Source organism: Chryseobacterium sp. GW823-FHT05E08 (genome assembly GCF_058795655.1).
Window position 1 is genome coordinate 519751 of sequence record NZ_JBXAHY010000001.1, and the last position, 26119, is coordinate 545869.

General features: G+C 33.0%; 21 protein-coding genes. 14 read left to right on the plus strand and 7 right to left on the minus strand.

The window, feature by feature from the left end; genetic code table 11:
• Positions 1-62: 62 nt before the first annotated feature.
• Positions 63-1100 carry a PLP-dependent cysteine synthase family protein gene (locus AC1Q7L_RS02440; RefSeq protein ID WP_072406276.1) on the minus strand — a complete coding sequence of 346 codons (1038 nt, stop codon included), beginning with the start codon at positions 1098-1100 and terminating at the stop codon, positions 63-65.
• Positions 1101-1322: 222 nt separating this feature from the next.
• On the opposite strand from AC1Q7L_RS02440, the gene AC1Q7L_RS02445 reads away from it, so the two are divergent.
• The 9 genes from AC1Q7L_RS02445 (at position 1323) to AC1Q7L_RS02485 (ending at position 14564) form a co-directional block, all read left to right on the plus strand.
• Positions 1323-4808, plus strand: a complete 3486-nt coding sequence (locus tag AC1Q7L_RS02445; protein WP_492305579.1) for a glycosyltransferase family 117 protein — start codon at positions 1323-1325, stop codon at positions 4806-4808.
• A 279-nt stretch (positions 4809-5087) separates the two neighbouring features.
• On the plus strand, positions 5088-6182 hold the full coding sequence (locus AC1Q7L_RS02450; RefSeq protein WP_492305578.1) for a hypothetical protein: 1095 nt from the start codon (positions 5088-5090) through the stop codon (positions 6180-6182).
• An 11-nt stretch (positions 6183-6193) separates the two neighbouring features.
• Entirely contained in the window at positions 6194-6721 is a 528-nt protein-coding gene (locus tag AC1Q7L_RS02455) for a DUF1697 domain-containing protein (RefSeq protein ID WP_492305577.1), read from the plus strand.
• A 54-nt stretch (positions 6722-6775) separates the two neighbouring features.
• Positions 6776-7189 (plus strand): acyl-CoA thioesterase, encoded by a 414-nt coding sequence (locus AC1Q7L_RS02460; protein WP_492305576.1) that lies wholly within the window; start codon positions 6776-6778, stop codon positions 7187-7189.
• Between the two features lie 151 nt (positions 7190-7340).
• A complete protein-coding gene (gene kdsA, locus AC1Q7L_RS02465) occupies positions 7341-8150 on the plus strand; it encodes a 3-deoxy-8-phosphooctulonate synthase (RefSeq protein WP_066758312.1) in 810 nt (269 codons plus the stop codon).
• A 171-nt stretch (positions 8151-8321) separates the two neighbouring features.
• Complete coding sequence (locus tag AC1Q7L_RS02470) at positions 8322-10523, plus strand: TonB-dependent receptor plug domain-containing protein (protein ID WP_492305575.1); 2202 nt, start codon at positions 8322-8324, stop codon at positions 10521-10523.
• Positions 10524-10735: 212 nt separating this feature from the next.
• Positions 10736-11113, plus strand: a complete 378-nt coding sequence (locus AC1Q7L_RS02475) for an HYC_CC_PP family protein (RefSeq protein ID WP_492305574.1) — start codon at positions 10736-10738, stop codon at positions 11111-11113.
• A gap of 103 nt (positions 11114-11216) precedes the next feature.
• Complete coding sequence (locus tag AC1Q7L_RS02480; protein WP_492305573.1) at positions 11217-11690, plus strand: DUF3347 domain-containing protein; 474 nt, start codon at positions 11217-11219, stop codon at positions 11688-11690.
• 90 nt (positions 11691-11780) lie between these two features.
• Positions 11781-14564, plus strand: coding sequence for a multicopper oxidase domain-containing protein (locus AC1Q7L_RS02485; RefSeq protein ID WP_492305572.1), 2784 nt, complete (start codon positions 11781-11783; stop codon positions 14562-14564).
• Between the two features lie 150 nt (positions 14565-14714).
• Here the strand turns inward: AC1Q7L_RS02485 and AC1Q7L_RS02490 are convergent, their stop codons facing one another.
• The 4 genes from AC1Q7L_RS02490 to AC1Q7L_RS02505 all read right to left on the minus strand — a co-directional run bounded on the left by AC1Q7L_RS02490 (position 14715) and on the right by AC1Q7L_RS02505 (position 18964).
• Entirely contained in the window at positions 14715-15833 is a 1119-nt protein-coding gene (locus AC1Q7L_RS02490; protein WP_492305571.1) for an FAD-dependent monooxygenase, read from the minus strand.
• A complete protein-coding gene (locus AC1Q7L_RS02495; RefSeq protein ID WP_492305570.1) occupies positions 15833-16423 on the minus strand; it encodes a hypothetical protein in 591 nt (196 codons plus the stop codon). Before AC1Q7L_RS02495 ends, AC1Q7L_RS02490 begins: the two co-directional genes overlap by 1 nt.
• A 250-nt stretch (positions 16424-16673) precedes the next feature.
• A complete protein-coding gene (locus AC1Q7L_RS02500; protein ID WP_027385416.1) occupies positions 16674-17540 on the minus strand; it encodes a sigma-70 family RNA polymerase sigma factor in 867 nt (288 codons plus the stop codon).
• Between the two features lie 632 nt (positions 17541-18172).
• Entirely contained in the window at positions 18173-18964 is a 792-nt protein-coding gene (locus AC1Q7L_RS02505; RefSeq protein WP_410690621.1) for a S1/P1 nuclease, read from the minus strand.
• 396 nt (positions 18965-19360) lie between these two features.
• Between AC1Q7L_RS02505 and AC1Q7L_RS02510 the strand changes: the two genes are divergently transcribed.
• The 4 genes from AC1Q7L_RS02510 (at position 19361) to AC1Q7L_RS02525 (ending at position 23759) form a co-directional block, all read left to right on the plus strand.
• Positions 19361-20302, plus strand: a complete 942-nt coding sequence (locus AC1Q7L_RS02510) for a type VI secretion system baseplate subunit TssG (RefSeq protein ID WP_492305569.1) — start codon at positions 19361-19363, stop codon at positions 20300-20302.
• 54 nt (positions 20303-20356) lie between these two features.
• Positions 20357-21259, plus strand: a complete 903-nt coding sequence (locus tag AC1Q7L_RS02515) for a TssN family type VI secretion system protein (protein WP_410690619.1) — start codon at positions 20357-20359, stop codon at positions 21257-21259.
• A gap of 24 nt (positions 21260-21283) precedes the next feature.
• A complete protein-coding gene (locus AC1Q7L_RS02520) occupies positions 21284-22423 on the plus strand; it encodes a hypothetical protein (protein ID WP_410690618.1) in 1140 nt (379 codons plus the stop codon).
• Between the two features lie 157 nt (positions 22424-22580).
• A complete protein-coding gene (locus tag AC1Q7L_RS02525) occupies positions 22581-23759 on the plus strand; it encodes an aminotransferase class V-fold PLP-dependent enzyme (protein WP_492305568.1) in 1179 nt (392 codons plus the stop codon).
• Between the two features lie 144 nt (positions 23760-23903).
• Here the strand turns inward: AC1Q7L_RS02525 and AC1Q7L_RS02530 are convergent, their stop codons facing one another.
• The gene (locus tag AC1Q7L_RS02530; protein WP_410690616.1) at positions 23904-24557 is read right to left on the minus strand and encodes a metal-dependent transcriptional regulator; all 654 of its coding nucleotides are present in this window, start codon (positions 24555-24557) and stop codon (positions 23904-23906) included.
• An 85-nt stretch (positions 24558-24642) separates the two neighbouring features.
• Here AC1Q7L_RS02530 and AC1Q7L_RS02535 point away from each other — a divergent pair, with 85 nt between their 5' ends.
• The gene (locus tag AC1Q7L_RS02535) at positions 24643-25677 is read left to right on the plus strand and encodes a threonine aldolase family protein (protein WP_492305567.1); all 1035 of its coding nucleotides are present in this window, start codon (positions 24643-24645) and stop codon (positions 25675-25677) included.
• Between the two features lie 35 nt (positions 25678-25712).
• Here AC1Q7L_RS02535 and AC1Q7L_RS02540 read toward each other — a convergent pair whose 3' ends face one another.
• Positions 25713-26033, minus strand: coding sequence for a hypothetical protein (locus AC1Q7L_RS02540; protein WP_066758344.1), 321 nt, complete (start codon positions 26031-26033; stop codon positions 25713-25715).
• Positions 26034-26119: the final 86 nt, after the last annotated feature.

Sequence of the window (26119 nt, forward strand, 5' to 3'; positions counted from 1 at the left end):
TTAAGTAAAAAAGCCTTCTGTAATCTACAAAAAAGGCTTGATTTGTATAAAATTATTTATTCTTATTTAATGAATTCTGTCTTGAAAACTTCATCATAGTTGTGTACACAATTATTAACGAAACCTTGCTCAGCCATCCATTTATCACTGTAAACTTTGGTGATATATCTTGAACCGTGGTCAGGATAAATTAAAACAACCACATCATCTTTAGAAAATTCGTGAGACTGTGCATATTGTATTAATCCCTGAGTTACTGCTCCTGTTGTATAACCTCCCATAATTGCTTCTTTTAAAGCGATTTCACGGGTTCTGTAGGCAGACATTTCATCATTCACTCTTACAAATTCGTCTACTTTGTCAAAAAGCAGGGCAGAAGGGATCAAATTTTTTCCCATTCCTTCGATCTGGTAAGGATGAACGTCTTCTTTGTGAATTTCTCCTGTTTCGTGGTAGCTTTTTAAAATAGAACCATCAGCATCAACACCAATAATCTTGATGTTGGGATTTTTTTCCTTTAAAAACTTAGCCGAACCGGATAACGTTCCACCTGTTCCAGTGCATGCAAAAAGGTGAGTGATCTTACCTTCTGTTTGCTCCCAAATTTCAGGTCCAGTACTTTGATAATGTGCATCAATATTCAACTCATTAAAATACTGATTGATATAAACTGAATTTGGCGTTTCTGAAGCAATTCTTTTTGCTACTTCATAATATGATCTTGGATCGTCCGCAGGTACATTCGCAGGACATATATATACAATAGCTCCAAGTGCTTTAAGATAAGCAATTTTTTCTGGCTTGGTTTTGTCACTTACCGCAAGAATACATTTGTATCCTTTGATGATGCAAACCATTGCAATAGAAAATCCGGTATTTCCTGATGTGGTTTCAACCACTACAGAATCCTCCTTTAATAAACCTTTTTTCTCAGCGTTATCAATAATATGAAGTGCGATTCTATCTTTAGTGGAATGTCCAGGATTATATGATTCTAACTTGGCATAAACGGTTGCAGGAATATCTTTCGTCACAGCATTTAGCTTCACCATAGGCGTGTTCCCTATTAGGCCAAGGATATTATCGTAAACATTACTCATTATTTGTTATTTTTCAATAAAAATCTGACCGCAAAAATACAAAAAAATAAATAATTTCTAAACTTTTGTTTGATTTGTAAGCATTGTTTACTAAATATTCTTTCTTTCTTTTGCAATCTAGCTCTACTATGTTCGCAAATACTGCGCCATTTTTTTTAAATTTTGTTAAAATCGACACAGAATCATATAAAAGCCTTATTTTCGCGTAATTGATTTAATACTATGAAAAATTGGACTTTTAGGCAATGGAACACCATTTTAGGATGGGTGATTTTCGTCATTGCATTTTTCACGTACTTGTCAACTATTGAACCTAATTTTAGTTTTTGGGATTGTGGTGAGTACATTTCTTCTGCAGTAAAATTAGAAGTAACGCATGCTCCCGGAGCGGCTTTATTTCAAATAGTGGGTGCTGTGGCAGCCATTTTTGCATTTGGAAAAGGTGAAAATTATTCTATTGTAATCAATGCAATGTCTGCATTGTTTAGTGCGTTAACGATTTTATTCTTGTTCTGGACGATCACGCATTTCGTGAGAAGACTCTTGAATAAGGATTTTGAAGAAATTACGAAACATCAGGAAATCTCTATCCTTTTTGCCGGAATGGTGGGAGCTTTATGCTTCACGTTCTCAGATACATTCTGGTTTTCGGCGGTGGAAGGGGAAGTTTATTCGATGGCTTCAATGTTTACAGCACTTTTGGTCTGGTTGATCACGAAATGGGAAAATGAGTACAAAGCAGTTGATAATGAAAGATGGATTATCCTTATTTTCTTTATTTTAGGAATGTCTGTTGGGGTGCACATGATGTGTATGTTGGCGATTCCTGCAGTTTGTTTAGTATATTATGCTAGAAATTATAAGTTCACTTGGAAAAATTTCCTTTGGGCTAATGCGATAACATTAGGAATTTTAATTATTGTTTTCAAAATTATCTTCCCGTTGATTATGTCAATGTTTGGTAAGTTGGAAATTTTCTTTGTTAATGGTTTAGGACTTCCTTTCCATTCAGGAACTATTGTTGCGTTTATTTTAATGGTGACGATCTGCTATTTCATTATTAAATATGCCAGAAGAGCAAAAAAGAATATTTATCAGACGGCTGCACTTTCTGTAGTTTATATGATGATTGGTTTCTCTTGTTGGATGGTAATTCCTATCAGAGCGAATGCAAATCCTCCAATGAACCTTAACGATCCTGATACGGCGATCGGTATGTTGGATTATTATAACAGAGTTCAGTACGGAGATTGGCCAACAATTTACGGTCAAAACTACACAGCTTTCCTTGATGCGAACGGAATTGAGAAAAATGAAGACGGAAGTTTCAAGACGACTAAAACTGGAGATATTTACGAAAAAGACGAAAAAACAGGAACATACAGAAAAACTGGCGACAGATTCAATTATGTTTTCAGTAAGTCTCAGGTAAGTTTAATGCCAAGGATGTTTAATGAAGATAAAGATGTAATGGCAAATTACATTTCTATGTATGGAGCTCCGGATTTTACTTTTAATTATGCAAACGAAGATGTTGCAGATAGCCCTCAGGCTAAGCAGATCTTTGACGAATTGAGAGGTAAATATGAAGATAAAAGCATCACAGCAGCCGATTATTTAAAGGTAAAACCTTATAACTTGATCAATGTTCAAAAGCCTTCATTAGCTCAGAATATGGATTATTTCTTCACTTTCCAGAACGGATATTACTTTGTAAGATACCTGATGTGGAACTTTGTAGGTAGACAAAACGACCTTGAAGGAAGCTATGAAGATACCAAAGGAAACTGGATCTCAGGAATTTCTGCGATAGATAATGCAAGATTAGGAAATCAGGATGCAATGCCTGCAAAATTCAAAAATGAAAGTACGGTTGCGTTTTTCTTTTTACCATTAATTTTAGGTTTAATAGGATTCTTTTTCCAATTAAACAGAGACTTCGGAAGATTTTACGCAATATTATCTTTATTTATATTAACAAGTGTCGGAATTGTTTTCTACACAGGAGTAAAACCTTTCGAACCAAGAGAAAGAGATTACGCAATGGTAGGCTCGTTCTACGCTTTTGCAATCTGGATCGGGATGGGTGCCGGAGCAATTTTATGGTTCCTTCAGGCTAAAGTAAAATCTAATGTCGCAAATATTGTTGCAGGAGTAGTTTTATTGGGAGTACCTTTTATGATGGGCTTCCAGAACTATAATGTACATGACAGAAGCAACAGATATACGGCTTACGATTATTCTTATTCAGTATTAAAATCATTACCGAAAGAAGATATTTTATTTGTTTACGGAGATAATGATACGTATCCGGTTTGGGCAATTCAGGAGACTGAAAATTTCAGAGATGATGTAAAAGTGGTCAACTTTACCTTAGCTTCAACTCCTTGGAATATCGATCAGATCAAGAGAAAAACATACAACGCGAACGCTATTCCAAGTCAATTGACACACGATGACTATAGAGATGGTGTGAACGACCAAATCTATCTGATGAAAAAAGATGATTGGGAGGGAATTTTCTCAATGCTAAAAGAGCAGGGCGCACCCGCAACTGAGTTTGCAGAATTTAGAAAATATCTTACTCAGGATTCAATGACGATGAAGGAGGCAATGACCTTTATCAAGCAAAAGTCTGCAACAAAAGACGAACTTTTAAAAATGTATTTCGGAGAAGAGAAATTTGAAAAATATAATATTCTACCGGTTAACAAATTCATTTTACCTGTAAATAAAGACAACGCTTTAAGAGCCGGAATCATCAATCAGGCTGATCTTCCGAACACGGCAAATCAGATCATGATTAGTTATAAAGGAAATACGCTTTTCAAAAACAACTTAATTATGCTTGATATTTTGGCTAATTTTGATTGGAAAAGACCGATTAACTTCTCTTCAGGAGGTATTTATGACAGCGAAAATATTTTCTATCTTGATGAATATCTTCAGTTTGATGGTTTCAGCTACAGATTAGTTCCTATTCATACGCCACAGACTCCGGATGGGGAAATGGGAAGAGTAGATGCCAATTCTTTATATAATGTGGTGAAAAACTTCAGATGGGGTAATTTCAAGAACTTAAATGTTCATTTTGATGAGACCGCAACGTCTAACATTATGAGCTACAGAAGTTCTGCAAGTAGAGCTGCATCAGCATTAGCTTTAGGTGGACAAAAAGCAAAAGCAATTGAATTATTAGATTTAGCTTCAAAAGAAATTCCGGCTGAAAAATATAATGATCCTCGTTCTTTAAGTTCAATGGTTTACGGATATATCGTTGCAGGACAAGAGAAAAAAGCATTACAATTGGCGGAAACTTTGAAAAAAGGAATTTTTGAAGAATATGACTATTATTCAAGTCTTACTCCTTATGAGCAGCAGTTTGTAAGAAGACAAATGAGAACAAAACCAATGGAATATTCATTAGTTGTTTCAGGTGTTACGGACGCTTATGTGAAAATCGGACAGAAAGATAAAGCTTATAATTACCTTGTAAAATCTATTGAACCGATTGATAAAAAATTCAATAGATTTGTTGAAAATCTTAAAGAAATGGGTAAAGAAAAAGCGATGAAAGAATCTGAAAATATTCAAAAAATAACGCCTTTCTATCAATATTTATTTGATGTTATGCAGCCTTTCGATTCTACCTATTCAAAAGAAAAAGAAGAGCAGATCACAACGTCAATTATCAAAGCAACACAATAATCAAAACGAATTTTTGAAAAAATGATGAATATTTTAAAAAAAACAAATTTTCCCTTTACTGTTTTTTTAATAGCAATCGTTACATGGATATTTTTAGCTGTAGCGGTATTTTTAATAAATAAATATGTGGTATTTACCGGAAACAATCTATTATTTCCGTTTTCGGTAATCTATCCATCCTCATTTCTAATAATAGGCAGTTTATTCTGCCTATTATTTTTGGGTACAGGGCTCTTGGCTTACCAATATCATCCAAAGCTCAATTTCTTTGTGATATATATGATCTGCGCTTTATTAATCATATTTGGGAATATGGGGCAGGGAAATGTAGATATTGCATTTTTACAACCTTTCTACCTTAAAGGAAGGCAGTATTACTCCGACGCCATCAATATTACAGATTGGAGATTATGGATATTGAATTTCAATCATAATTTAGAGTCTTTCCAGATGCATACACGCACACATCCACCTTATACAACTTTGATTCACTATGCTTTTCTTGAGCTGTTTAATGGAAGCATATTAGGATTGAGCTTGTCATTTCTGATAATCTCACTTTGTAGTTTTCCGTTAATGAATTTATTAATGAAAAACTTTAGGTTTGATAAAACGAAAAGGAAATTTTTATTGATATTATTCGCTGTAATTCCATCAGTAAATATCTATCTTTTGGTTTCTATTGATGCTTTAGTTCTTACTTCAACTTTATTATTTTTATGCGGAATTTCTACGATTTTCATTAAAAATAAATTGAGCTTTTTAGGAATTTTAATGAGTGTTTCGGGATTAATTCTTACCAATATGCTAACGTTCTCAGGACTGTTTTTATTTGCTTTTCTTGGGCTTTTAGTGTTGGTAACATTGTATAAAAAGCAGTATTCTGTTTTTTTTAGCTCAATCATTTGTCTCGTTTTAACGGTAGCTTTCTTCTATGGAAGTTATGAAGTTACAGGAAGCAATCATTGGGAAACTTTTAGAGAAGCTAGCCATTCTGAAAATCCAAATGGTTTTATGTTACTGCATTCGCCTGTTGTCTATTTCTTCACAAGATTGGAGGATATTGGAGAGATTTTAATTTTCCTTTCTTTTGCTTATATGGCCTTATTTTTTAGCTTTAAAAATGAAAATTTAGGATTATTTTCAGATAAACAAGTTAATATTTTTTCATTCGCTGGAATCGCAGCTTTAGGAGTAATGTTCCTTACAGGCGCTTATGGAACGGGAGAAACAGCGAGAGCCTGTTTGTATATCGTACCGTTTTTTCTGTTATTTTTGAAAGAATTAAACAATAACAGAACCCTTAAAGTATTATACATTCTTTGCTTATTACAGACGTTCGGAATGCAACTTATAGGCAATTATTATTGGTAAAAACATAAACTATGAAATACTGTGCTTTTCTTCGTGGCGTGAATGTAAAAGGAACTAACATGAAAATGGCAGACGTTTGTCAGGTTTTCAAAGATGCTGGAATGGAAGATATTAGTTCAATTCTAGCTTCGGGAAATATTGTTTTTTCGTCTGATAAAAAAGCGGATGATTTAAAGAAAATCCTTGAAAAAGCAATGTCAGAGCATTTTTCTTACGAAGCATTTTTATTCATAAAATCTCAGGATGAAACAGAATCTTTTTGGAAGAACAATCCATTTGAAAAGAATGAAAACTTGCATATTTACACTTTTGTAGGAAGTTCGGAAGTTGAAAATATTTTAATGAAAGAGTTTGAAAATGCTGCAAAAACAGAAGACGAAAAAGGAGAAATCGTCAATAATATTTTTTATTGGCAGGTTCCAAAAGGAAATACATTAGACTCAACTTTCGGGAAAATTTTAGGCAAAAAAAGTATGAAAGATCAGTTTACAAGCAGGAATATCAATACTTTTGAGAAGATTCTTAAAAAGATGAACTAAATCTTTTATTTAATTTTACTGTTGATTACATTTGTTAGCTAATTATAGTTTATTATGAAATATTCAAAGGAATACACGGTTAAAGATGAACATATTTATGTACAGGGAATTATGGATGGATTGTATTATCCGTTTTATATGGAGTACTGCAGACATTCTTTCATTGACGAAGTTTTAGGCTTTAATCTGGAAAATGAAGCAAAAAACGGAGTCAATATGGTTTTATCTGAATATACGATCAACTTTGTCAGATCATTAAAAAAAGATGATGTTATTACAGTAACATGTGAATTGCACCGCGACAAAAATAATATTCCTAAATTACACTTTAAGCAATCTATTATTTTGAATAATAAAGTGGTAACAAAAGCAGTTTTTTCAGGTACATGTGTTCCTGCGACGGGAGGGCGACCATTTATTCCGGAAACATTAAAAACAATCATTGAAAATGCTCCTGTTTTAGAGTAAATAAATCTCTATGAGTAAATTTTTCTTGTTTTTAAATTCTTTGGAATACTGAATTATAATCGGCGAAGGATAGATTATGGTAAAACCATCAAATAATTTCCGATTCTGAAACTTTATAAGTATTTTTACTGAACTTTTAATTTACAATAAAATGATTCAGTATTTAGATAATATCCACCACAAAGATTCCAAAAACTTTTTCCTTATTGCCGGACCTTGTATTATTGAAGGTGAAGACATGGCATTAAGAATTGCCGAAAAAGTAATTGAATTAACCAATAAATATAACATTCCCTACATTTTCAAAGGAAGCTTCAAAAAAGCCAACAGAAGTAGAGTAGACTCTTTTACGACGATTGGCGAAGAAAAATCTTTGGAAATTCTTAAAAAAGTAGGTGAAACTTTTAATATTCCTACAACGACAGATATTCACGAGAACGAACATGCTGCTTTGGCGGCTCAATATGTTGATGTTCTACAGATTCCGGCATTTTTGGTACGTCAGACAGACTTATTAATTGCTGCAGCAAAAACGGGAAAATGTGTTTCTCTGAAAAAAGGACAATTTCTTTCTCCGGAATCAATGAAATTTGCAGTTCAGAAAATTACAGATTCTGATAATCAAAAAGTTGCAATTATTGAAAGAGGAAATTCTTTCGGATATACAGACTTAATCGTTGACTACAGAGGAATTCCAACGATGAGAGAATATGCACCTGTTATTCTGGATGTTACGCATTCTCTTCAACAGCCCAATCAAAGTTCAGGAGTTACTGGTGGAAGACCGGATCTTATCGAAACTGTTGCAAAAGCAGGAATCGCAGTAGGTGCAGACGGAATTTTTATCGAAACTCACCCAACACCGGAAACCGCATTATCAGACGGAGCCAATATGTTGAGACTTGATTTACTAGAAGATCTTTTACAAAAACTGACAAGAGTAAGAGAAGCGATTCTGTAATTCTTTAAGAAAAATACATTCATACTTATCTAAATTGTTTTCAAAGTTTTGGTTTAATAGGCAAAATTTAGAAAATATTATATAAAGATCATTTTAATAAATGTTAAATAAAGTTTAAATAAGTTAAAATAAAATTTATATATTCACGTTTGAAATTTTAAAACATTTCTTTTGAAAAAACTAGTTTTACCACTGAGCCTTATGGTTCCCATGTTAGTATTCTCTCAAACAAAAAAGAGGGATACAGCAAGAACAACAGATATTGAGGAAATCGTTTTCCAGAAAAAAGTGACCGGAAAAACGAATGACCTTACTGCTGTAAAAATTTCAGCAAAAGATGCTCAGAATGTAGCGAGTATTTCTGGAGGTATAGAAGGTGTTATTAAAACTTTACCTTCCGTAAACTCCAATACAGAGCTTTCTTCACAATATATGGTTCGTGGTGGAAACTATGATGAAAACCTTATTTACATTAATGATATTGAAATTTACAGACCTTTCCTGATCAGGAATTCTCAACAGGAGGGCTTGAGTATCATTAATCCCGATATGGTTTCTACCGTTAACTTCTCTGCCGGAGGTTTTGAACCGAAATACGGAGATAAAATGTCTTCTTCATTAAATATCTATTACCGCGAACCTGAAAAATTTGAACTTTCAGGAGAAGCGAGTTTAATTGGAGGAAGATTAACGGCAGGTTTAGCTTCGAAAAATAAAAAATTAACCGCTTTATTTTCAGGAAGATACAGGAATACGAATTTGGTTCTTAATACTTTAAAGGAAGATACCAATTTTAACCCTAGATATTTTGATTTCCAAACGTATCTTAATTATCATATCAATGACAAATTTTCACTTTCGTTCATAGGATATTATTCTAAGAACGATTATGAAATGATTCCTAAAGAGCAGAGTATAGACTTTGGTTCTTTGCAAAGACCTATCAATCTTAGCGTTTTTTATAACGGTAAGGAAGATGATAAGTATAAAAATATGATGGGAACATTCTCTATGAATTATAAACCATCAGACAAGTGGAAATTTACTTTAGATGCTTTTTCTTATCAGAACAGAGAAAAGGAATATTACACGATTTCATCGAGTTATATTTTACAGACTTTTGACCCTATTACAGGAGATCCAACGACTTCATATGACGCTGGTGGGCAGATAGAACATGCAAGAAATGATTTGTTTGTAAGAACATATGGAGCCCAATTCAGATCCCGTTTTTCACCTAATCCGAATACGGATATTGAAGTTGGATTTAAATATGAAAAAGAAAATCTAAAAGATCTTACCAACGAATGGAAATTGGTAGATTCTGCAGGATACAGCCTTCCACATGAAGCGTTCGTTGACCCAAGAAATCCAGGGAATTTGGAACTGATGTATAATATTTCCGGAAACAATCATATTGAACCGACGAGAATGTCTGCTTATGCGCAATATTCTCAGAAGTTTTATTGGGGTTCAAGCAAGGTTTTTGTAAATGCAGGAGCGAGAGTTTCAAATTGGAGTTTTAATAAAGAAACAATCTTTTCTCCAAGAGCTCAGTTTGCCATTAAACCGGATTGGGATAGTGACATGTTGTTTAAACTTTCTGGAGGTATTTACTATCAGTCGCCTTTCTATAAGGAAATCAAAGACTTAGATGGTGATTTTAATAGTAATATAAAATCTCAGCGTTCAATTCAGGCTATTTTAGCGAATGATTATGAATTTACAATGTATAACAGACCGTTCAAGTTAACGACCGAATTATACTATAAAAAAATGAATAATCTGATTCCTTATTACATGGATAATGTGAGGATTCGTTATTCAGGTCAGAATAATGCAACAGGTTATGCGTACGGGATTGATACAAGGTTATTCGGAGAATTTGTTCCGGGAGTAGATTCTTGGTTATCTGCAAGTTATGCTAGAGTATACGAAAATATTGAAGGAAAAGGAGATATTCCTAGACCAACAGATCAAAGGTTCAGATTTGCGATGTTCTATCAGGATTATATGCCGGAATTCCCTTCTATGCGTGTGAATTTAACGCTAACCTATGCAATGGGACTACCAACGGGTGCACCGGTTCTAACAGATCCATATACATACCAAAGAACGTTACCTTCTTATAAAAGAGTAGATATCGGACTTTCTAAAGTATTTATTGACAGAAAAGACAATAAAAAAACTTACGGTTTTTGGGGTAATTTTGAAGAATTGACGTTAGGAGTTCAGGTTTTCAATGCCTTTAATATCAGAAATACCGTTGCTAACCAATGGATTACGGATGCAAATACTAATTTAATGTATCCTGTTCCTGTTCGTTTGACAGGCCGTTTTTTCAACGTAAAACTTGAATTTAAGATTAAATAATCAGGTTATAGGAATTAGGAATTAGGGCTTAGGATTTAGTTTAACAATTAAACACAATCATCTGCTCAATCAGCATAATCTGCGAGAGATAAACTATCAATTAAAAATCTTCTGAAATTATTCAGGAGATTTTTTGTTTCCTGAATTTTATAACAACATCACAGAATTTTATAACAGTCATTCAATACTTATTTCTACCTTTGCTACAGCATATGAAAAAGATTCTTGCCATATTGTTTTCTATTTTCTACTTCGGATTTTCTTCCGGAGCGGTTGTTAGTGTACATTATTGCATGATGGAAATGATTTCTGTAAGTCAGAAAACAGATGATCTATGCAGCAAATGTGGTATAAAAACTAAAAAAAACTGTTGCAAAACAGAAATCAAAGTTGTAAAAGTTGATGATTCTCAGAAATCAGATCTTTTGAAAATCGATTTTTTTAAACAGATTTCAGAACTTCCAACTCATCAGTTTTTCTTTGTAGACAGGTCTTTTTCAGCTACAAAATTTACCCAGATTCAGATCAATGCACCGCCTGAAAACAGGACGGTTCCCATCTTTATAAATCATTGTAATTTTAGAATTTAGAATTTGTCAGTCGTTTGATATTTAAATCATTACGAACGACATGTTATGTCGCAATAGGCGATATTAAATTATTCTTTATTAATTAATTCTAAATTTTAAAACAATGAAAAAATATATCATTACAGCAGTATTCTCTTTATTTTCAATTATTTCTATTGCAGCACAGTCAAAATCTAATGCTCAGGTTTCTAAGTTGTATCAAAATTACATTACGATAAAAGCTGCCTTGGCTTCTGATGATGCCGATAAAACTTCGAAAGCGGCTTCTGAATTCATTAAAACGGCTTCAGCGATCGATTATAAAGTAGTCTCTGAAGGGAATTTAAATGTCCTTAGAAAAGATGCAACAGCGATTTCTGATGCCAGAAGTATTGCTGCTCAAAGAGAAACATTTTCTAATCTTTCAGACAATATGATTGAGTTAACGAAAGAATTCAAACTTTCAGATAAATCAGTCTTCGTTCAATATTGTCCAATGGCTGATGCAAGCTGGTTGAGCAATGAAAAACAAATCGCAAATCCTTACTACGGAAGTTCTATGCTTACTTGCGGAAGTGTGAAGTCAGAGATAAAATAAGTATTGTACTTATCTTTAAATTAATAAGTTGTGTAGTTTAAGTTATAATTAACTTTAAGCTATGCAACTTGAAAAATAATTCGAAATATTATGAAAAAGCTAATCCTGTTTCTGATATTTTTGTTCTCTGTTTTTAATTTCGCACAAACAACCAAAACGTATTATACTTGCCCGATGCATCCGGAAGTAGTTTCCTCAAAACCTGGAGACTGCCCGAAATGCAAAATGACATTGGTAAAAAAGACAGTTGTTATAAAACCTGAGGTTACTCCAAAACCGGTAGCGAAGCCAATTCTAAAACAAGAAACAAAAGTTGTAGAAACAAAGAAAAAACTTCCAACTAAAGTTAAAGCAAAGGTTGAGTCTAAAATAAATACAAAACCAAAAACAAAGGAGGTTCAAAAATCAGATAAAAAAGAGACAAAAATCTCATCTAAACCATTATCTCAACAATCTCAGAACCAGTCAATGTATGTTTGCCCAATGCATCCCGAAGTTACTTCAAATAAACCCGGAACATGCCCAAAATGTGGAATGGATCTGGTTGAAAAAGAACGTAAAGAGGATAAAGTAGTTGACAATCCTGAAGATAAGAACTTACAGTTTAAAAGAAATTCCGAGAACGGAAAAGTAAGTTTTGGAGGAAAAACGGTTCGTTATGATTTGTATGTAAAAGACACGATTGTCAATTTTACAGGTAAAAACAGAAGAGCAATTGCGGTAAATGGTAAACTACAGGCTCCAACTTTATATTTTACAGAAGGAGACACAGCAGAGATTTATCTTCACAATATGTTGAAAGAAAACACTGGTTTTCACTGGCATGGCGTGATTTTACCCAATGAACATGACGGTGTTCCTTATCTTACTACAAAACCTGTAGAACCTGGTGAAACGCATTTATATAAATTTAAAATTTCACAAAACGGGACATATTGGTATCACTCTCATGAAGGTTTGCAGGAGCAGATCGGAATGAATGGAATTTTAGTTTTCAATAAAAGAGAAGGTGAACCAAAGGTTCAGTATACTAAAGAAATTCCAGTATTATTGGGAGATTGGAGTGATGACGATCCCATGCAGATCGCAAGAAGACTTCACATGGCCAATACAGATTGGTATGCGATCAAGAAAAATGCAGTTCAAAGTTATTGGGAAGCTATAAAATCCGGAAATTTCGGAACAAAAGCATTGAATGAATGGAAAAGAATGGAAGCAATGGATGTGAGTGATGTGTATTATGATAAATTTCTCATCAACGGGCAGCCAAGTTCTGATTATTCAAATTTAAAAGTTGGCGATAAAGTAAGGCTGAGAGTAGCTAATGGAGGTTCTTCCACTTATTTTTGGTTGAATTTTGGAGGCGGAAAATTTAGAGTAGTTGGTAATGACGGAAATGATGTCGTTCCTGTCGAAGTAGATCGTTTGATCGTCGGTGTTTCCGAAACCTATGATATTGAAGTCACTATTCCTGAAAATAAAAGTTTTGAATTTCGGGCGACTTCAGAAGATAGAATTGGTCATGCCTCACTTTGGCTGGGTTCTGGTGAAAAAATTGAAGCTCCGAATTTACCAAGATTAATGCTTTTTGAAGGGATGAAAATGATGAACGGAATGATGGAAATGAGCGGAAATATGAAGCCCATGAACATGACAATGGGAAATCAAATGATGGATATGAACGAAGTAATGTATCCCGAACTTACTGAAAATCAGAGAAAAATGACGACTAAGCATATAAATGAAATGATGGGGGTGAAAGAAAAGGAATCTAAGAAAGAAGAAGATCATTCGAATCATTCAGAAATGAATATGAAAGAAGAAAAATCTATTAAAAGATTATCTTATAATATTTTAAAATCTCCTGAAAAAACCATTCTTCCTACAGAAAATGTAAGAGAAATGAAATTTACATTGGAAGGAAATATGAATCACTATCTCTGGACGTTAGATAATAAAACGGTTACCGAGACAGATAAAATTTTGGTAAAGAAAGGGGAGATTTTAAGAATTACGCTCTATAACAACTCAATGATGCGTCACCCGATGCACTTGCATGGTCATGATTTTAGATTGATCAATTCAAAAGGAGAATATTCGCCGTTGAAAAATGTAGTTGATATTATGCCGATGGAAACAGATGTAATTGAATTTGCGGCGAATCAGGATGGTGACTGGTTTTTTCACTGTCATATTTTATATCACATGATGGCAGGAATGGGAAGGATTTTTAGCTATGAAGATTCAAAACCTAATCCTCAACTTCCGAATAGAAAATTAGCTTGGAAAGATTTTATGAAAGACAACAGAATGGTAAGTTCTATGGCGATGCTGGATATTGCAAGTAATAAAATTCATGCAGAAACGATGACGATGTTCGGACCAAGATGGGCTAATTTAAATGAATTTCACACCAATTGGAATATGGATCATTTTGACGGAAACTTTAAAGTGGGAAGATTTCTAGGAAAGTTCCAGTGGGCATTGCCTTATGCAGGTTTCAGGATTCAAAAAAATCATGAGATCATGGAAAGAAAAATGGCAGAAGAAATGGGAATGGATTTCCACGGTAAGAAAACCTGGTTTGGGCAGCAAAAAGCTTCAAAAAACAAAGCGACCTTTATTATGGGGGCTCAATATCTTTTACCGATGTTGGTTACCGCTGATGCCAGTGTGGACCAGAATGGAAAGGTTATATTAGAACTGAGCAGGGAAGATATACCGATTTCCAGAAGGATTAGAGGAAATTTCAGCCTTAATTCTGATGGAGAATTTACAACCGGATTGAGATATATTGTACAAAAATGGTTCTCAGTCTCCGGAAATTATGATAATGAAATGGGTTGGGGAGCTGGGCTTACCCTAACTTATTAAAAATAAAGGCTGTTTCAATTTTGAAGCAGTCTTTTTTATTTCTCCCACAGATTTCACAGATTAACACAGATGTTTATGTTGTATTTTATTCTTTATATAAAAATTATGCTCAATCATCTGTGTTAATCTGTGAAATTTGTGGGAAATAAATTACATTTCCAATTGTATAACTTTTTCAACCAATTTCTGATTAGTACTTTCTGGAATTAATCTCATAAAGAAATTTCGTAGAGAATTTCCCCGTTCCCATTGTGAGATTTGCCCGATTTTCCAGCTGGTGTTCACAACATCATCAACCTTTTTTCTTCTGATTTTCTGAAATTCCTCAAAAACAGTATTAAAATCTTGATGAGTTTCAAGTAATTTTCCAATAATGTAGGAATCTTCAATGGCCTGACAAGCACCTTGTCCCATATTTGGCGTTGTTGCATGAGCTGCATCACCAATCAGGCAAAGGTTTTCAGAATACCATTTTGGAATAGGAGACAGGTCTATAATATCATTAAGAATAATATTTTCTTTTGGAGTAGATTCTAAAATTTCTAAAACTAAAGGATCAAAATCTCTAAAATTTTCAGCTAAACTGTTGTACCTTTTATGTTTTCCGTGATTAATCAACGCATACCAATACACTTTTTTCTCTGAAAGTTTCACAAAACCAAAACGCTTTGCTTTTCCCCAAATTTCAAGGGCTTGATGATGAAATTCCTCAGGTAAATCAAAATCTAATAAACCTCTCCAACACATTTGCTTCGCATTTCGGATAGTTCCTGTTTTAAAAATTTGATTTCTAATTTTAGAATGAATTCCGTCTGCTCCAAAAACTATTTTACTTTCGACTTCAATTCCATTTTCAAAGTTTAAAATATAGTTTTCCTCTTTCTGAATTGAATGTAAAGAATGATCAAGTTTAATATGTTCGAAACCAATGTTTTCTGCTAATATTTTTTGTAATTCTGCTCTGTGAATCGCTACGTTGCAGGAATTATATTTCTTTTCTAATTCAAGAATGTTGGTTTTTGTAATAGGTTTAAGTGTTTCATCAGTAATAGAAATTCCGTGAATTTTATTTCCTGCTTTCTCAATTTTCTCTTTTAATCCTAATTTCTCAAAGATCTGCATAGCATTGATGGCCATCATAATTCCGGCTCCGACAGGTTTTATTTCTGGTGCAGATTCATAAATTGTGAAGTCTAAATTATTTTGTTTCAGAACATTTCCAAGAGTTAAACCGCCAATTCCCGCTCCGATTATTGAGATTGAATTCATTATTTCAAGTTTTTCAATTCGTTCAATAATGCGTTTTGTTTATTGATGAAATTATTCAAACTGTCTGTTTTCAAAGGATGAGCATTTTGGTATTTTTCGATTTCGGGAAGCGTTTTTCTTATTTTGAAAGCATCATAAAAACTGGAAATTTTATAATTATTAAGATTGACTAGCTTTGTTAATTCTTCCAATTTTTTCTTTTTTAAATTAAATTTCTCTGAACTATTTTGTAAAAGACTAAGAATTTCTTTTTTTAATGCAGAGTCTCTAATTACTTTAGCTCTATTTTCAGCGATGCTATAATAATCTTCAGAATTAGTAATTATGTCTTTATAAATATTTTGCATTTCTCGGCTGTCTTGCTGAATTGATAAAATCTTTTCATCTAGTTCTTTTAAATCTTTATTATTTTTAATTTGCTCAGAATAGATTCCTTCTAAAATATCCTGACTATTACCTAATCTTTTTATAGAAAAGCTTGATTCTGTGTTTTCTGCTGCTTTTTCTACAATTTCATTTTGTTTAGGTTTATTTTCTGAACAAGAAAGTAATGATAATGCTAGGATAGAGGAGAAAAGTATTTTTTTCATAGTTTGTTTTTTAGTTTAACTGTCATTTCGACGATAGGAGAAATCTCTTAATCTTCTTAATAGCTTAAATAAAATCTTAAAGGTTAATTAAATTAATTGTTGAGATTCTTCACTCCGCTGCGCTTCGTTCTGAATGACAAACGCGATGGTCAATTTATTATTTCAATTAGTTGAAGATACTTCCAATATTGTTACAAAAAAAACGGAGCTTGAAAAATCAAACTCCGCCTAATAAATTGTTGCGCTAAAATTATTTACCTAAATAAGATTTCAGGATCTTGCTTCTGGTATTATGCTTTAGTCTCTTAATTGCTTTTTCTTTGATCTGACGCACTCTCTCTCTTGTAAGATCGAAAGTTTCACCAATTTCTTCTAAAGTCATTGGATGTTTTCCGTTCAATCCGAAGTATAATCTTACCAAATCAGCCTCCCTTGGAGTCAAAGTATTCAATGCTCTTTCAATTTCAATTTGAAGAGATTCAAGCATTAGATCTTTATCTGGACTTGGAGATTCTCCTGAACGCAATACATCATAAAGATTAGAATCTTCACCTTCAACTAAAGGTGCATCCATAGACAAATGTCTTCCGGAATTCTTCATAGATTCTTTAATATCTTCCTCGCTCATATCAAGAACTTCAGCCAATTCTTCCGGAGAAGGAGGTCTTTCATTTTCTTGTTCTAAGTGAGCATATGCTTTGTTGATCTTGTTGATGGAACCAATTTTGTTCAACGGCAATCTTACAATTCTTGACTGTTCTGCCAAAGCCTGTAAAATCGACTGACGAATCCACCAAACCGCATAAGAGATAAATTTGAAACCTCTAGTTTCATCATACCTTTTTGCTGCTTTCATCAATCCTAAGTTACCTTCATTAATTAAATCGGGTAAAGAAAGACCTTGATTTTGGTATTGCTTAGATACGGAAACTACGAAACGAAGGTTGGCCTTGATTAATTTCTCCAGTGCAGCTCTGTCGCCCGCACGTATTCTTTGTGCCAAATCTACTTCTTCGTCCGCAGTAATTAGTTCCACTTTACCAATTTCCTGCAAATACTTGTCTAATGAAGCAGTTTCCCTGTTGGTTACCTGCTTAGTGATTTTTAATTGTCTCATTTATTTTATCCTCAAAATAGAGTTACTATATATTATACGTTTGAAAAGGTAAAAAGGTTACACAGGTTTCAATTATTTTTTATTTAATTAAAATAAATTTCGAAAATTAGTTGTAAATTATCGCTCTTGTAAATCTGGGAGAGGATTTTGAATCATTAAGATTTTATTTAAGGAGTTGGACTTAATTAAGATAAATCATTTTGATTTTTTAAGATTAAGGTTAATATTTTTATTTGAAGCTTTATCCCGCTTTCCACTATATCTTTTAGGTTACGGGCTCCGCTTCGCTTCGCCCGCAACCTAAAAGGATGCCGTTACAATCGGGGCTAGGATTGCAGTCGTTTTTTCAGAATCAGTCATTGCGAGGAACGTAGTGACGAAGCAATCTCTTAATAGTCTTAACTTCTTAAATCAATCTTAATGGTTTAAGTTTTTAAGTATTTAATTTAGATTCTTCACTCCATTTCATTTCGTTCTGAATGACATTGCGAATGCTTTATTTATAAGAGTATTAGTGTTATTTGTGAAAAGAATTAGTGCAATTTGTGTTTAAAAACAAAAAAAGCGAAACCAAAGTTCCGCTTATATAATTTTAAATTGACAATCAACTAAAGACCATCAACGATCAACAATTAAAAAAGATCATTCAACAATTTCGCCAGTCTCAAACCTCCGTAAAGAAGCTGTCTTTCCATTGTATCATTGAATTTGTACTGATAATCGTAAGATAATTTTGAATCATTTGGAGTTTGTGCATAGATTTTATTTGCAATTTTGTGAGAATCATACAACCAATCTTCCAAAGTTCCTGTCTGAATTTGTTTTACTTCATCATCAGTTTTGATATCCAATAATTTTGAATATTCTGTGTAGCTGTATTTTTGAGAATCTACTAATTTTCCGTCCCAAACTGAGTGTAAATTTGTTTTTTCTCCAAAATAAGTTACATTGATTTTGTTTCCACCTAAATCTTCAGATCTTCCTGTGTGCATAGGCTGAGCAAGATCTCCCATAATGTGAATCAAGAAAATTAAAGCAATTTTTCTGTCTTTTTCAGACGTTTTTTCGTCTTTTACCTGAGCAGATAATGTTTTCACCTGAGTATACAAGCTCGGACCAGCCTGGGCTTTCAGATTTTGCTCAAATGCTTTGAAATCTGCCTGTGGATCAATGTTTACGTAATGCCAAGCTGAAGCCTGCTTCCAAGCTCCTGTAGTGTCAGATTTAATGAAATCCGGCCAGTTTGCCCAATACGCAAGACGCTCTCTCCCCATTATTTTTTTAATCTCTCTTCTTGCTTTCCCGGAAAGGTGGTTTTCAGCGATTTCTGCAATAATTCTGTGCCCCGTCAATCCCCACGCATAAGAATACAGTGAAGATGTGATGAATGCTAACATCAGAATTTTAGAATAAATACTTTTCATTTTATATAACATTTTTCAGATCGCAAAGATACGGCTCGCTTTCCGAAATAGAATTAAATATGATGAATTTCTTATTATTAATGATGTTAATAAAATTTAATTTAAATAAAAGGTTTGGGTTAAATCATTCTTACTTTTTAATAAAGATTAAAAAATTAAAGCACAGAAACTTAGTATTCTTAACAACTTGAATAAATCTTAATGGTTAAATTTTTAAATATTAATGATATACAAATCTCAAACTTATACTTTTACCGTATTTTCACGGAAATTGTAATATATTATTCTATTAAATGTTAATAAATTAGTATTTTTAGAAGAAATTTATTGAGAAAATGCTTTTTCAATAATTAGAGATATATTACCTTTACAAGCCAAATAATCACAGGAAACACTATGTATGAGAATAATATTGTAGATATGTATTACAATAAGCTGCAAACAGATTTCAAGGCTGAGGCTGTTGCGGTGAATCTGTTGAAATATCAGAGAGCAGTAAGTAATATCTTTATTGACAGGATCGGGATCAATGACAGGGCTTATTTAAAGGATATTAAAAATATTTCAAGCAATTATTTAGGTTTTGATGAAGAAGTTTTTACGATAGAAACGTACAGAGAAGGGATTTACGATTACCTTCCTGAAGGGCTTTTTCATCCGCCTTCATTGGGTGCTACGAGAAAAAATGTAGAAAGCGTTGTTAAAGAAATACGCAAGCAAAAAAGGGTAGAAGAAGATGCCAGAAAATTTTTCCAACCTTTTGAATTGGAGATTTTCTTTACGGAAGTCAGTGCTTTGCTTAAAGAATTCGATTTTGACCTTACCAGTGACACCGATACATTGCTAGAAACTGTCAGCGAACTTTGGCCTTTGGTGAAGATGCTTGATAAACAAAATGCCTATATTTTTATCTATATTTTACCGTTTTTTCATCAGATAAGAGGAGATAAAAAGTGGTTTGAAAGATGTATGACAGCATTTTTACAAGTGCCTGTAGAAGTAACTTTTGCCCCAAATATTATCGATGGAATAGAGCAAAATGATGATTCTATGTTATTGGGAAATTCAAAATTAGGAGTTACTTATATTCCGAGTGGGAAACATATGGACGGACAGCGAAATTGGGTAGTCAATATCGGCCCGATTCCGTATTCGGATATGAAAAAATATATTCATGGAAACCCGTTCAGGAAAGTACTTCAGGCTTTATACGATTATTTTCTTCCTGTAAGCGTAGATGTGGAAGAAAATTTTATCACAGAAAAGAAAGAATATTCATTTATGCTTGAGGATGATGGCAGAAATGCAAACCGCCTCGGATACTCTACCTTTCTGTAAAATATTTTATTATATTTACAATCACCAACAAAATATAAATTCGAAAAGAAACAAATGGAAATTTCTTCAGTTAAAGGGATCTTTTTTAGGTATATTTTAATGCCGTTAATAGCAGTTATTATGATGGTTATCCTCGGGGTAATCAGAAGAAACAAACCTGCTATAAAAATTAAAGTAATCATTATATACGTTCTGCTTTGCAGTTTGTGTCTTGCTTTGCCTGGTTTTTTCGGGTTCGCAGGGAATTTATTTAATCCGTACTGGTATCTTATTGCGCAGATTATTTACCTTATTTTTGGGATTATTCACGTTAATTTATTAGATAAATATTTCAAAAAACATATTGAATCTGTGTCGATGAGTATTTTGTTTGAATCAATACTTTCATTGACGTGTATTGCTTTCGGGGGATATCTTTTTTATCTGATTTTCAATTGGATGAGTAAAGGAACGGGGTACCCCATTATGTCGGCAACGAGTATGCTGATCTTTTTGGTTCCGATGGTATTTTACTATTGCTATATTCAGTTCATCAGTATTCCGTTTGATATTTATAAAACCTGGAGATATTCACCGGATCAGAGACTTCCGGACTTTGAAGGCGCGGATTTTGATAGATTAATGGTGTTGAATGTTGAGTTAAGCAAAAACCTTGAAGACGCTAATAGATTTAGAATTAAAGCTAAAACTTTACCAACCGGAGTAACTTTCGGAGATTGGTTTTATAGAGTAGTGGATGATTACAATCACAAGAATCCGGGATCTATCATTCATTTATCAGACATTGAAAAAGAACCGTATTACTGGATCTTTTATACAAAAAAATCGTTTTTCAGCTTCAGAAGGTATATTAATTTTGATATGGATATTTCTGCAAACGGCATTTCAGAAAATGAAGTGGTGATCTGCAAAAGAGTTATCCAGCATGAAGAAGAAGGAATTACGAGAAAACCATAATCACAAATTTTAAAAGTATTAACTATGATACAGCCTATAAAACATTTTGCAATCAATTGGGTAGATGGGATGAAAGTTTCCCAAAGACACCTGAATGATCAGGATAATTTTCTAATAGATACCATCAGAGATTCAAATTCTTTGGCGATCACAACATATAATTACGGACTTTTACCAATCCCGAACGAGTTTACGGACAAAACTATTTTTGATGTTCACAATACAGCTACAAATGATGTTCAATTAGTCATAAAACATTGTAGTGCAGTGACTTTGGCAGGTTACAGAGTTGAATTGAATGATAGGAGAGTAAGCGTAAAATCATTAGCCAAATCAATGAATGAAGAACAGGCTGATGGTGAATATTATATTCTAATTTCCGTTAATCCGTTTGATAAAGTTCCGTTTGGAGATATTGATCCTGAAGAAATTCCGCCTCGCCATCCCAATGCACAACCGAATCATCATATCGAATTACTTCCCGTAACTTCTTTGAACAGCAGCTACTCAGGAGGAAATTATCTGATAGTCGGAAAGGTCGATTTAAAGGGAAATATTGCTCAGGTAGATTCTAATTTTATTCCGCCTTGTACGTCTATTCAGAGCCATCCGGCTTTGTTGGATTATTACAATAGCTATGCAAAATCTATCGGTAATTTACAGCAATATGCTTTTAAAATCATTCAGAAAGCATCTCATAAAAACCAAAATACAGCATTAGCTCAGAACGTTAAGTTTCTGTGTACTACAATGGTAAATACTTTTGGAGATATGTATTTCCAATTCAGAAATATTATTCCTTGGCAACCGCCTGTATTTTTAATTGAAAATTTTGCAAAATTGGCACTTCATTTATACAATTCAACTCAGGTTTTGGTTCCTGCAGAATTGGAAGAAATGCTGAATTATAGCTTAGAATGGAGTGAAATTGCTCCTCACACTTTATTAAATCAGTTATCAATCGTTGCTGAAACGAACTACGATCACCATAATTGTGGCGAACCACTTCTTTATATCCAACAGATGCTGAGAAGTTTAGAAACAATTTTCTCAAAATTAAGCGAGCTTGATTATATTGGTCAAAGAAAAGAAAACATCATTGTTAACGAACAGGAAGTTTCTTCAAACAGCAATCCGAAAAGAGGTTGGAGTGTTCTAGATTAATTTTATAATCACTTTCAAAAAATATTTAATCCCGAACGCAATAATTCGGGATTTTTTGTATAAAATTGTCAGATTAAATTCTCACAGGTTTTTAAAGAATATCATGCGCAATCATCCGTGTAAATCCGTGAAATCTGTGGGAGAAAAAGATAAAAAAATGAATTTAGACCAAATAAGACAAGACACAAAAGGACTATCCGATAATAAAATATTTCTAAACAATGCCGGTTCATCATTAATGCCAAAAGTTGTTGTAGAATCAATGGTTGATTATTTTCATCAGGAAGAACAATTTGGAGGATATGAAATAGCAAATCGAAATGCAACTTTACTCGAAGAATTTTATGAAGAGACAGCAAAACTGATCAATTGTAAATCATCAAATATTGCTTTTGCAACAAGTGCTACAGATGCTTATGCAAAGGCTTTGGTGAGTATTGTTTTCAAAGAAGGAGATGTTATCATTACTACAGTTGATGATTATATTTCGAATCAAATTACTTTTATTTCGCTTCAGAAAAAATTAAATATAAAAGTAATAAGAACAAAAAATCTTTCAGATAATGAATTGGATTTGGAGGATTTAGAAAATTTAATCAAGAAACACAAACCAAAATTAATTGCCGTAACTCATATTCCCACAAATTCAGGTTTGATTCAAAATGTGGAAGGTGTTGGAAAAATCTGTCGTCAATATGATATTTTGTATTTGGTTGATGCCTGTCAGTCTGTTGGACAAATGGTTGTTGATGTCAAAAAAATTGATTGTGATTTTCTGACGGCAACAGGAAGAAAATTCATGCGAGGACCAAGAGGAACTGGTTTTCTATATGTTTCAGATCGAGTTTTAGAGCAAAATTACGCCCCATTATTATTAGATATGCGAGGTGCAAACTGGACGGAATACGATGATTATGAATTATTTAAAACCGCAAAAAGATTCGAACATTGGGAAATTTCTTATGGTTCTTTGCTAGGTTTTATGGAAGCTGTAAAGTATGCAAATAATATTGGTTTAGATAATATTGAACATTCTAACAAAAATTTATCTCGAAAACTTAGAGAAAATCTTAAAAATAGTGGCTTCAAGGTTTGGGATTGGGGAAATAAACTGAGCAGTATTATTACTTTTTCTGAATCTAATGGCGATCTTGAAAATATTCAAAAAGTTCTAAAAGAGAATAATATATTTTTCTCAGTAACCTACAAAAATTCCGCTTTGATTGATTTTACAAATAAAAATATACATGGAATTGTGAGATTATCACCACATTACTTCAATACAACAGAAGAAATTGAAACTGTTTCTGAAATTTTAAAGAATAGTTTGAAGTAATTTATAACTTTATAGATTTAGATGCTTCGACTTCGCTCAGCATGACATTGCGAATACTAACTGTTTTATAATAACGTACTTTTTAGCGATGTCATGCTGAGCGAAGTCGAAGCATCTCTATAAAATTAATGGCTAAAAAATAATTTACTTTTTCACCAATATTTTCTCAGTCGCTTTTTTACTTAAAACTTCCTGTTTTCCTTCAACTTCAACCGTTACAGATCTGTCAAAACTTTCAATTTTAATAACTTTTATTTTGGTATTCAGAAGGAGTTTTCTTTCAGTTAAATAATTAAGAAAGGCATCATCAGAAAGAGTAACAGACGCAAAAACTACTGTTTCGCCAACATTGCAGCTACTTAATTTCTGTAAATCCTGGGAGATAATATTTCCATCTTTATCGGGAATAGGTTCTCCGTGCGGATCGAACTTTGGATGGTCTAAAATTTCATCCATCTTATCAAAGAAAATAGTAGAATGCACATGCTCAAGCTGTTCTGCAATTTCGTGTACATTTTCCCAGCCGAAATTCATTTTTTTAACCAAAAACATTTCGGTAAGCCTGTGTTTACGTACCACCAAAGCGGCTTCGCGTCTTCCTTTTTCGGTGACTCTGAGAGGTTTATAAGTTTCGTAAATTACCCAACTTTTGTCGGCAAATTTTTTCATCATGTTATTGACACTCGGCATTTTTACATTTAAAAATTTGCTAAGCTCGTTAATCGTAACCTTTCCCTCATTGTCAACTAAATGAAACAAAGCTTTCAGATAATTTTCTTCTGTTAATGTTGTTTTCAAAATGTTAGATGATTTTCAATACAAATCTAACAAAATATTATTAAAATTCAGGTCTTGTTAATTTAACTTTTTTTAATTTTACTGTATGAAATTTTCATTTAAAAACGACTATTCAGAGGGATGCCACCCGAATATCTTGCAGGCACTTTTACAAAGTAATCTCAATCAGCAGGCTGGCTATGGCGAAGACAAATATTCTTTACAGGCTAAAGAATTAATTAAAGAAAAAATTAAAAATCCAAATTCGGACATCTATTTTGTTTCTGGAGGAACACAGGCAAATTTAATTGTCATCTCTTCTATTTTAAGACCTTATCAATGTGCAATTTCGGCTTCTACAGGGCATATTTTAAATAATGAAACTGGTGCCATCGAAGCTACAGGACATAAAATTTTGAATATTGAAACGGAAGACGGGAAATTAAGTCCATCGGATATTACTCCTGTTTTAGAAAGTCATCAAAATGTTCCGCATCAGGTAATGCCAAAGTTGGTTTATATATCGAATTCTACAGAGCTGGGAACGATTTATAATGCAAAAGAATTAGAAGAATTATCTACTTTTTGTAAGCAAAACAATCTGTATTTATTTATGGATGGAGCAAGGCTGGGACATGGTTTAACATCAGAAATAAGTGATTTGACTTTAGAAAAAGTGGCGGAACTGACCGATATTTTTTATTTAGGCGGAACCAAAAACGGAGCTTTGATTGGAGAAGCAATTGTTATTAATAATCAGGAACTTAAACAGGATTTTGGTTTTAATATCAAACAAAAAGGAGCGTTATTAGCAAAAGGAAGATTGCTTGGAATTCAGTTTTTGGAACTGATGAAAAATGATTTGTATTTTGATCTGGCAAAACATGCAAATAATCAGGCGATGAAGATTAAAAATGCAATGAAGAATAAAGGAGTACAATTTCTTTCCGACACTTATACCAATCAAATATTTCCGATCTTGAGTAATGATTTAATTGATATTTTATCTGAAAAATTTGAGTTTTACATTTGGAAGAAAATTGATGAAAATAATTCTGCAATTCGTCTTATAACTTCTTGGAATACAGACGATGAACCCGTAGACAGTTTTATAGAAATCATTAATAGTGAATTATCATAACTAAAAAAACAGCCTGATTACAGGCTGTTTTTATTTTAATCTTCGACAAGTATTTTTTTGATACCTTCAATGACTTCATTTTCAAGTTTTTTAATCTTTTCCTTTTTCATGTACATATAAATACCGATTGGGAAACAAAAAATAAGATATAACAAAGCAGAATCTGAAGCTGTTTCTGTGGTTACTTTTCCAATCTCAGGTTTTGCATTTATTTTCACATTTCCTGTTAATGTAAATCCACTGGTTCTTACTTGAAGTGCTCCAAAACTTGTCTGAATTTTATATTGTGGAAATGTTTTCTTCAGTCCATCAATCAATTCATTTTTCGAAAACGGTTTAAAATTTAAACTTTGCATAGTGTTTATTATTAATAATTTTTGTTAGTATGAGTGTGAGCCCGTACTATAGCAAATACCATGCAATATATTTCAATAATTAGGGA

Excerpts from the sequence above, each read along its gene's own strand:
- AC1Q7L_RS02440 (WP_072406276.1), bottom strand. The coding sequence starts at position 1,100 with ATGAGTAATGTTTACGATAATATCCTTGGCCTAATAGGGAACACGCCT.
- AC1Q7L_RS02445 (WP_492305579.1), top strand. The coding sequence starts at position 1,323 with ATGAAAAATTGGACTTTTAGGCAATGGAACACCATTTTAGGATGGGTG.
- AC1Q7L_RS02450 (WP_492305578.1), top strand. The coding sequence starts at position 5,088 with ATGATCTGCGCTTTATTAATCATATTTGGGAATATGGGGCAGGGAAAT.
- AC1Q7L_RS02455 (WP_492305577.1), top strand. The coding sequence starts at position 6,194 with ATGAAATACTGTGCTTTTCTTCGTGGCGTGAATGTAAAAGGAACTAAC.
- AC1Q7L_RS02460 (WP_492305576.1), top strand. The coding sequence starts at position 6,776 with ATGAAATATTCAAAGGAATACACGGTTAAAGATGAACATATTTATGTA.
- kdsA (WP_066758312.1), top strand. The coding sequence starts at position 7,341 with ATGATTCAGTATTTAGATAATATCCACCACAAAGATTCCAAAAACTTT.
- AC1Q7L_RS02475 (WP_492305574.1), top strand. The coding sequence starts at position 10,736 with ATGAAAAAGATTCTTGCCATATTGTTTTCTATTTTCTACTTCGGATTT.
- AC1Q7L_RS02480 (WP_492305573.1), top strand. The coding sequence starts at position 11,217 with ATGAAAAAATATATCATTACAGCAGTATTCTCTTTATTTTCAATTATT.
- AC1Q7L_RS02485 (WP_492305572.1), top strand. The coding sequence starts at position 11,781 with ATGAAAAAGCTAATCCTGTTTCTGATATTTTTGTTCTCTGTTTTTAAT.
- AC1Q7L_RS02490 (WP_492305571.1), bottom strand. The coding sequence starts at position 15,833 with ATGAATTCAATCTCAATAATCGGAGCGGGAATTGGCGGTTTAACTCTT.
- AC1Q7L_RS02495 (WP_492305570.1), bottom strand. The coding sequence starts at position 16,423 with ATGAAAAAAATACTTTTCTCCTCTATCCTAGCATTATCATTACTTTCT.
- AC1Q7L_RS02500 (WP_027385416.1), bottom strand. The coding sequence starts at position 17,540 with ATGAGACAATTAAAAATCACTAAGCAGGTAACCAACAGGGAAACTGCT.
- AC1Q7L_RS02505 (WP_410690621.1), bottom strand. The coding sequence starts at position 18,964 with ATGAAAAGTATTTATTCTAAAATTCTGATGTTAGCATTCATCACATCT.
- AC1Q7L_RS02510 (WP_492305569.1), top strand. The coding sequence starts at position 19,361 with ATGTATGAGAATAATATTGTAGATATGTATTACAATAAGCTGCAAACA.
- AC1Q7L_RS02515 (WP_410690619.1), top strand. The coding sequence starts at position 20,357 with ATGGAAATTTCTTCAGTTAAAGGGATCTTTTTTAGGTATATTTTAATG.
- AC1Q7L_RS02520 (WP_410690618.1), top strand. The coding sequence starts at position 21,284 with ATGATACAGCCTATAAAACATTTTGCAATCAATTGGGTAGATGGGATG.
- AC1Q7L_RS02525 (WP_492305568.1), top strand. The coding sequence starts at position 22,581 with ATGAATTTAGACCAAATAAGACAAGACACAAAAGGACTATCCGATAAT.
- AC1Q7L_RS02535 (WP_492305567.1), top strand. The coding sequence starts at position 24,643 with ATGAAATTTTCATTTAAAAACGACTATTCAGAGGGATGCCACCCGAAT.
- AC1Q7L_RS02540 (WP_066758344.1), bottom strand. The coding sequence starts at position 26,033 with ATGCAAAGTTTAAATTTTAAACCGTTTTCGAAAAATGAATTGATTGAT.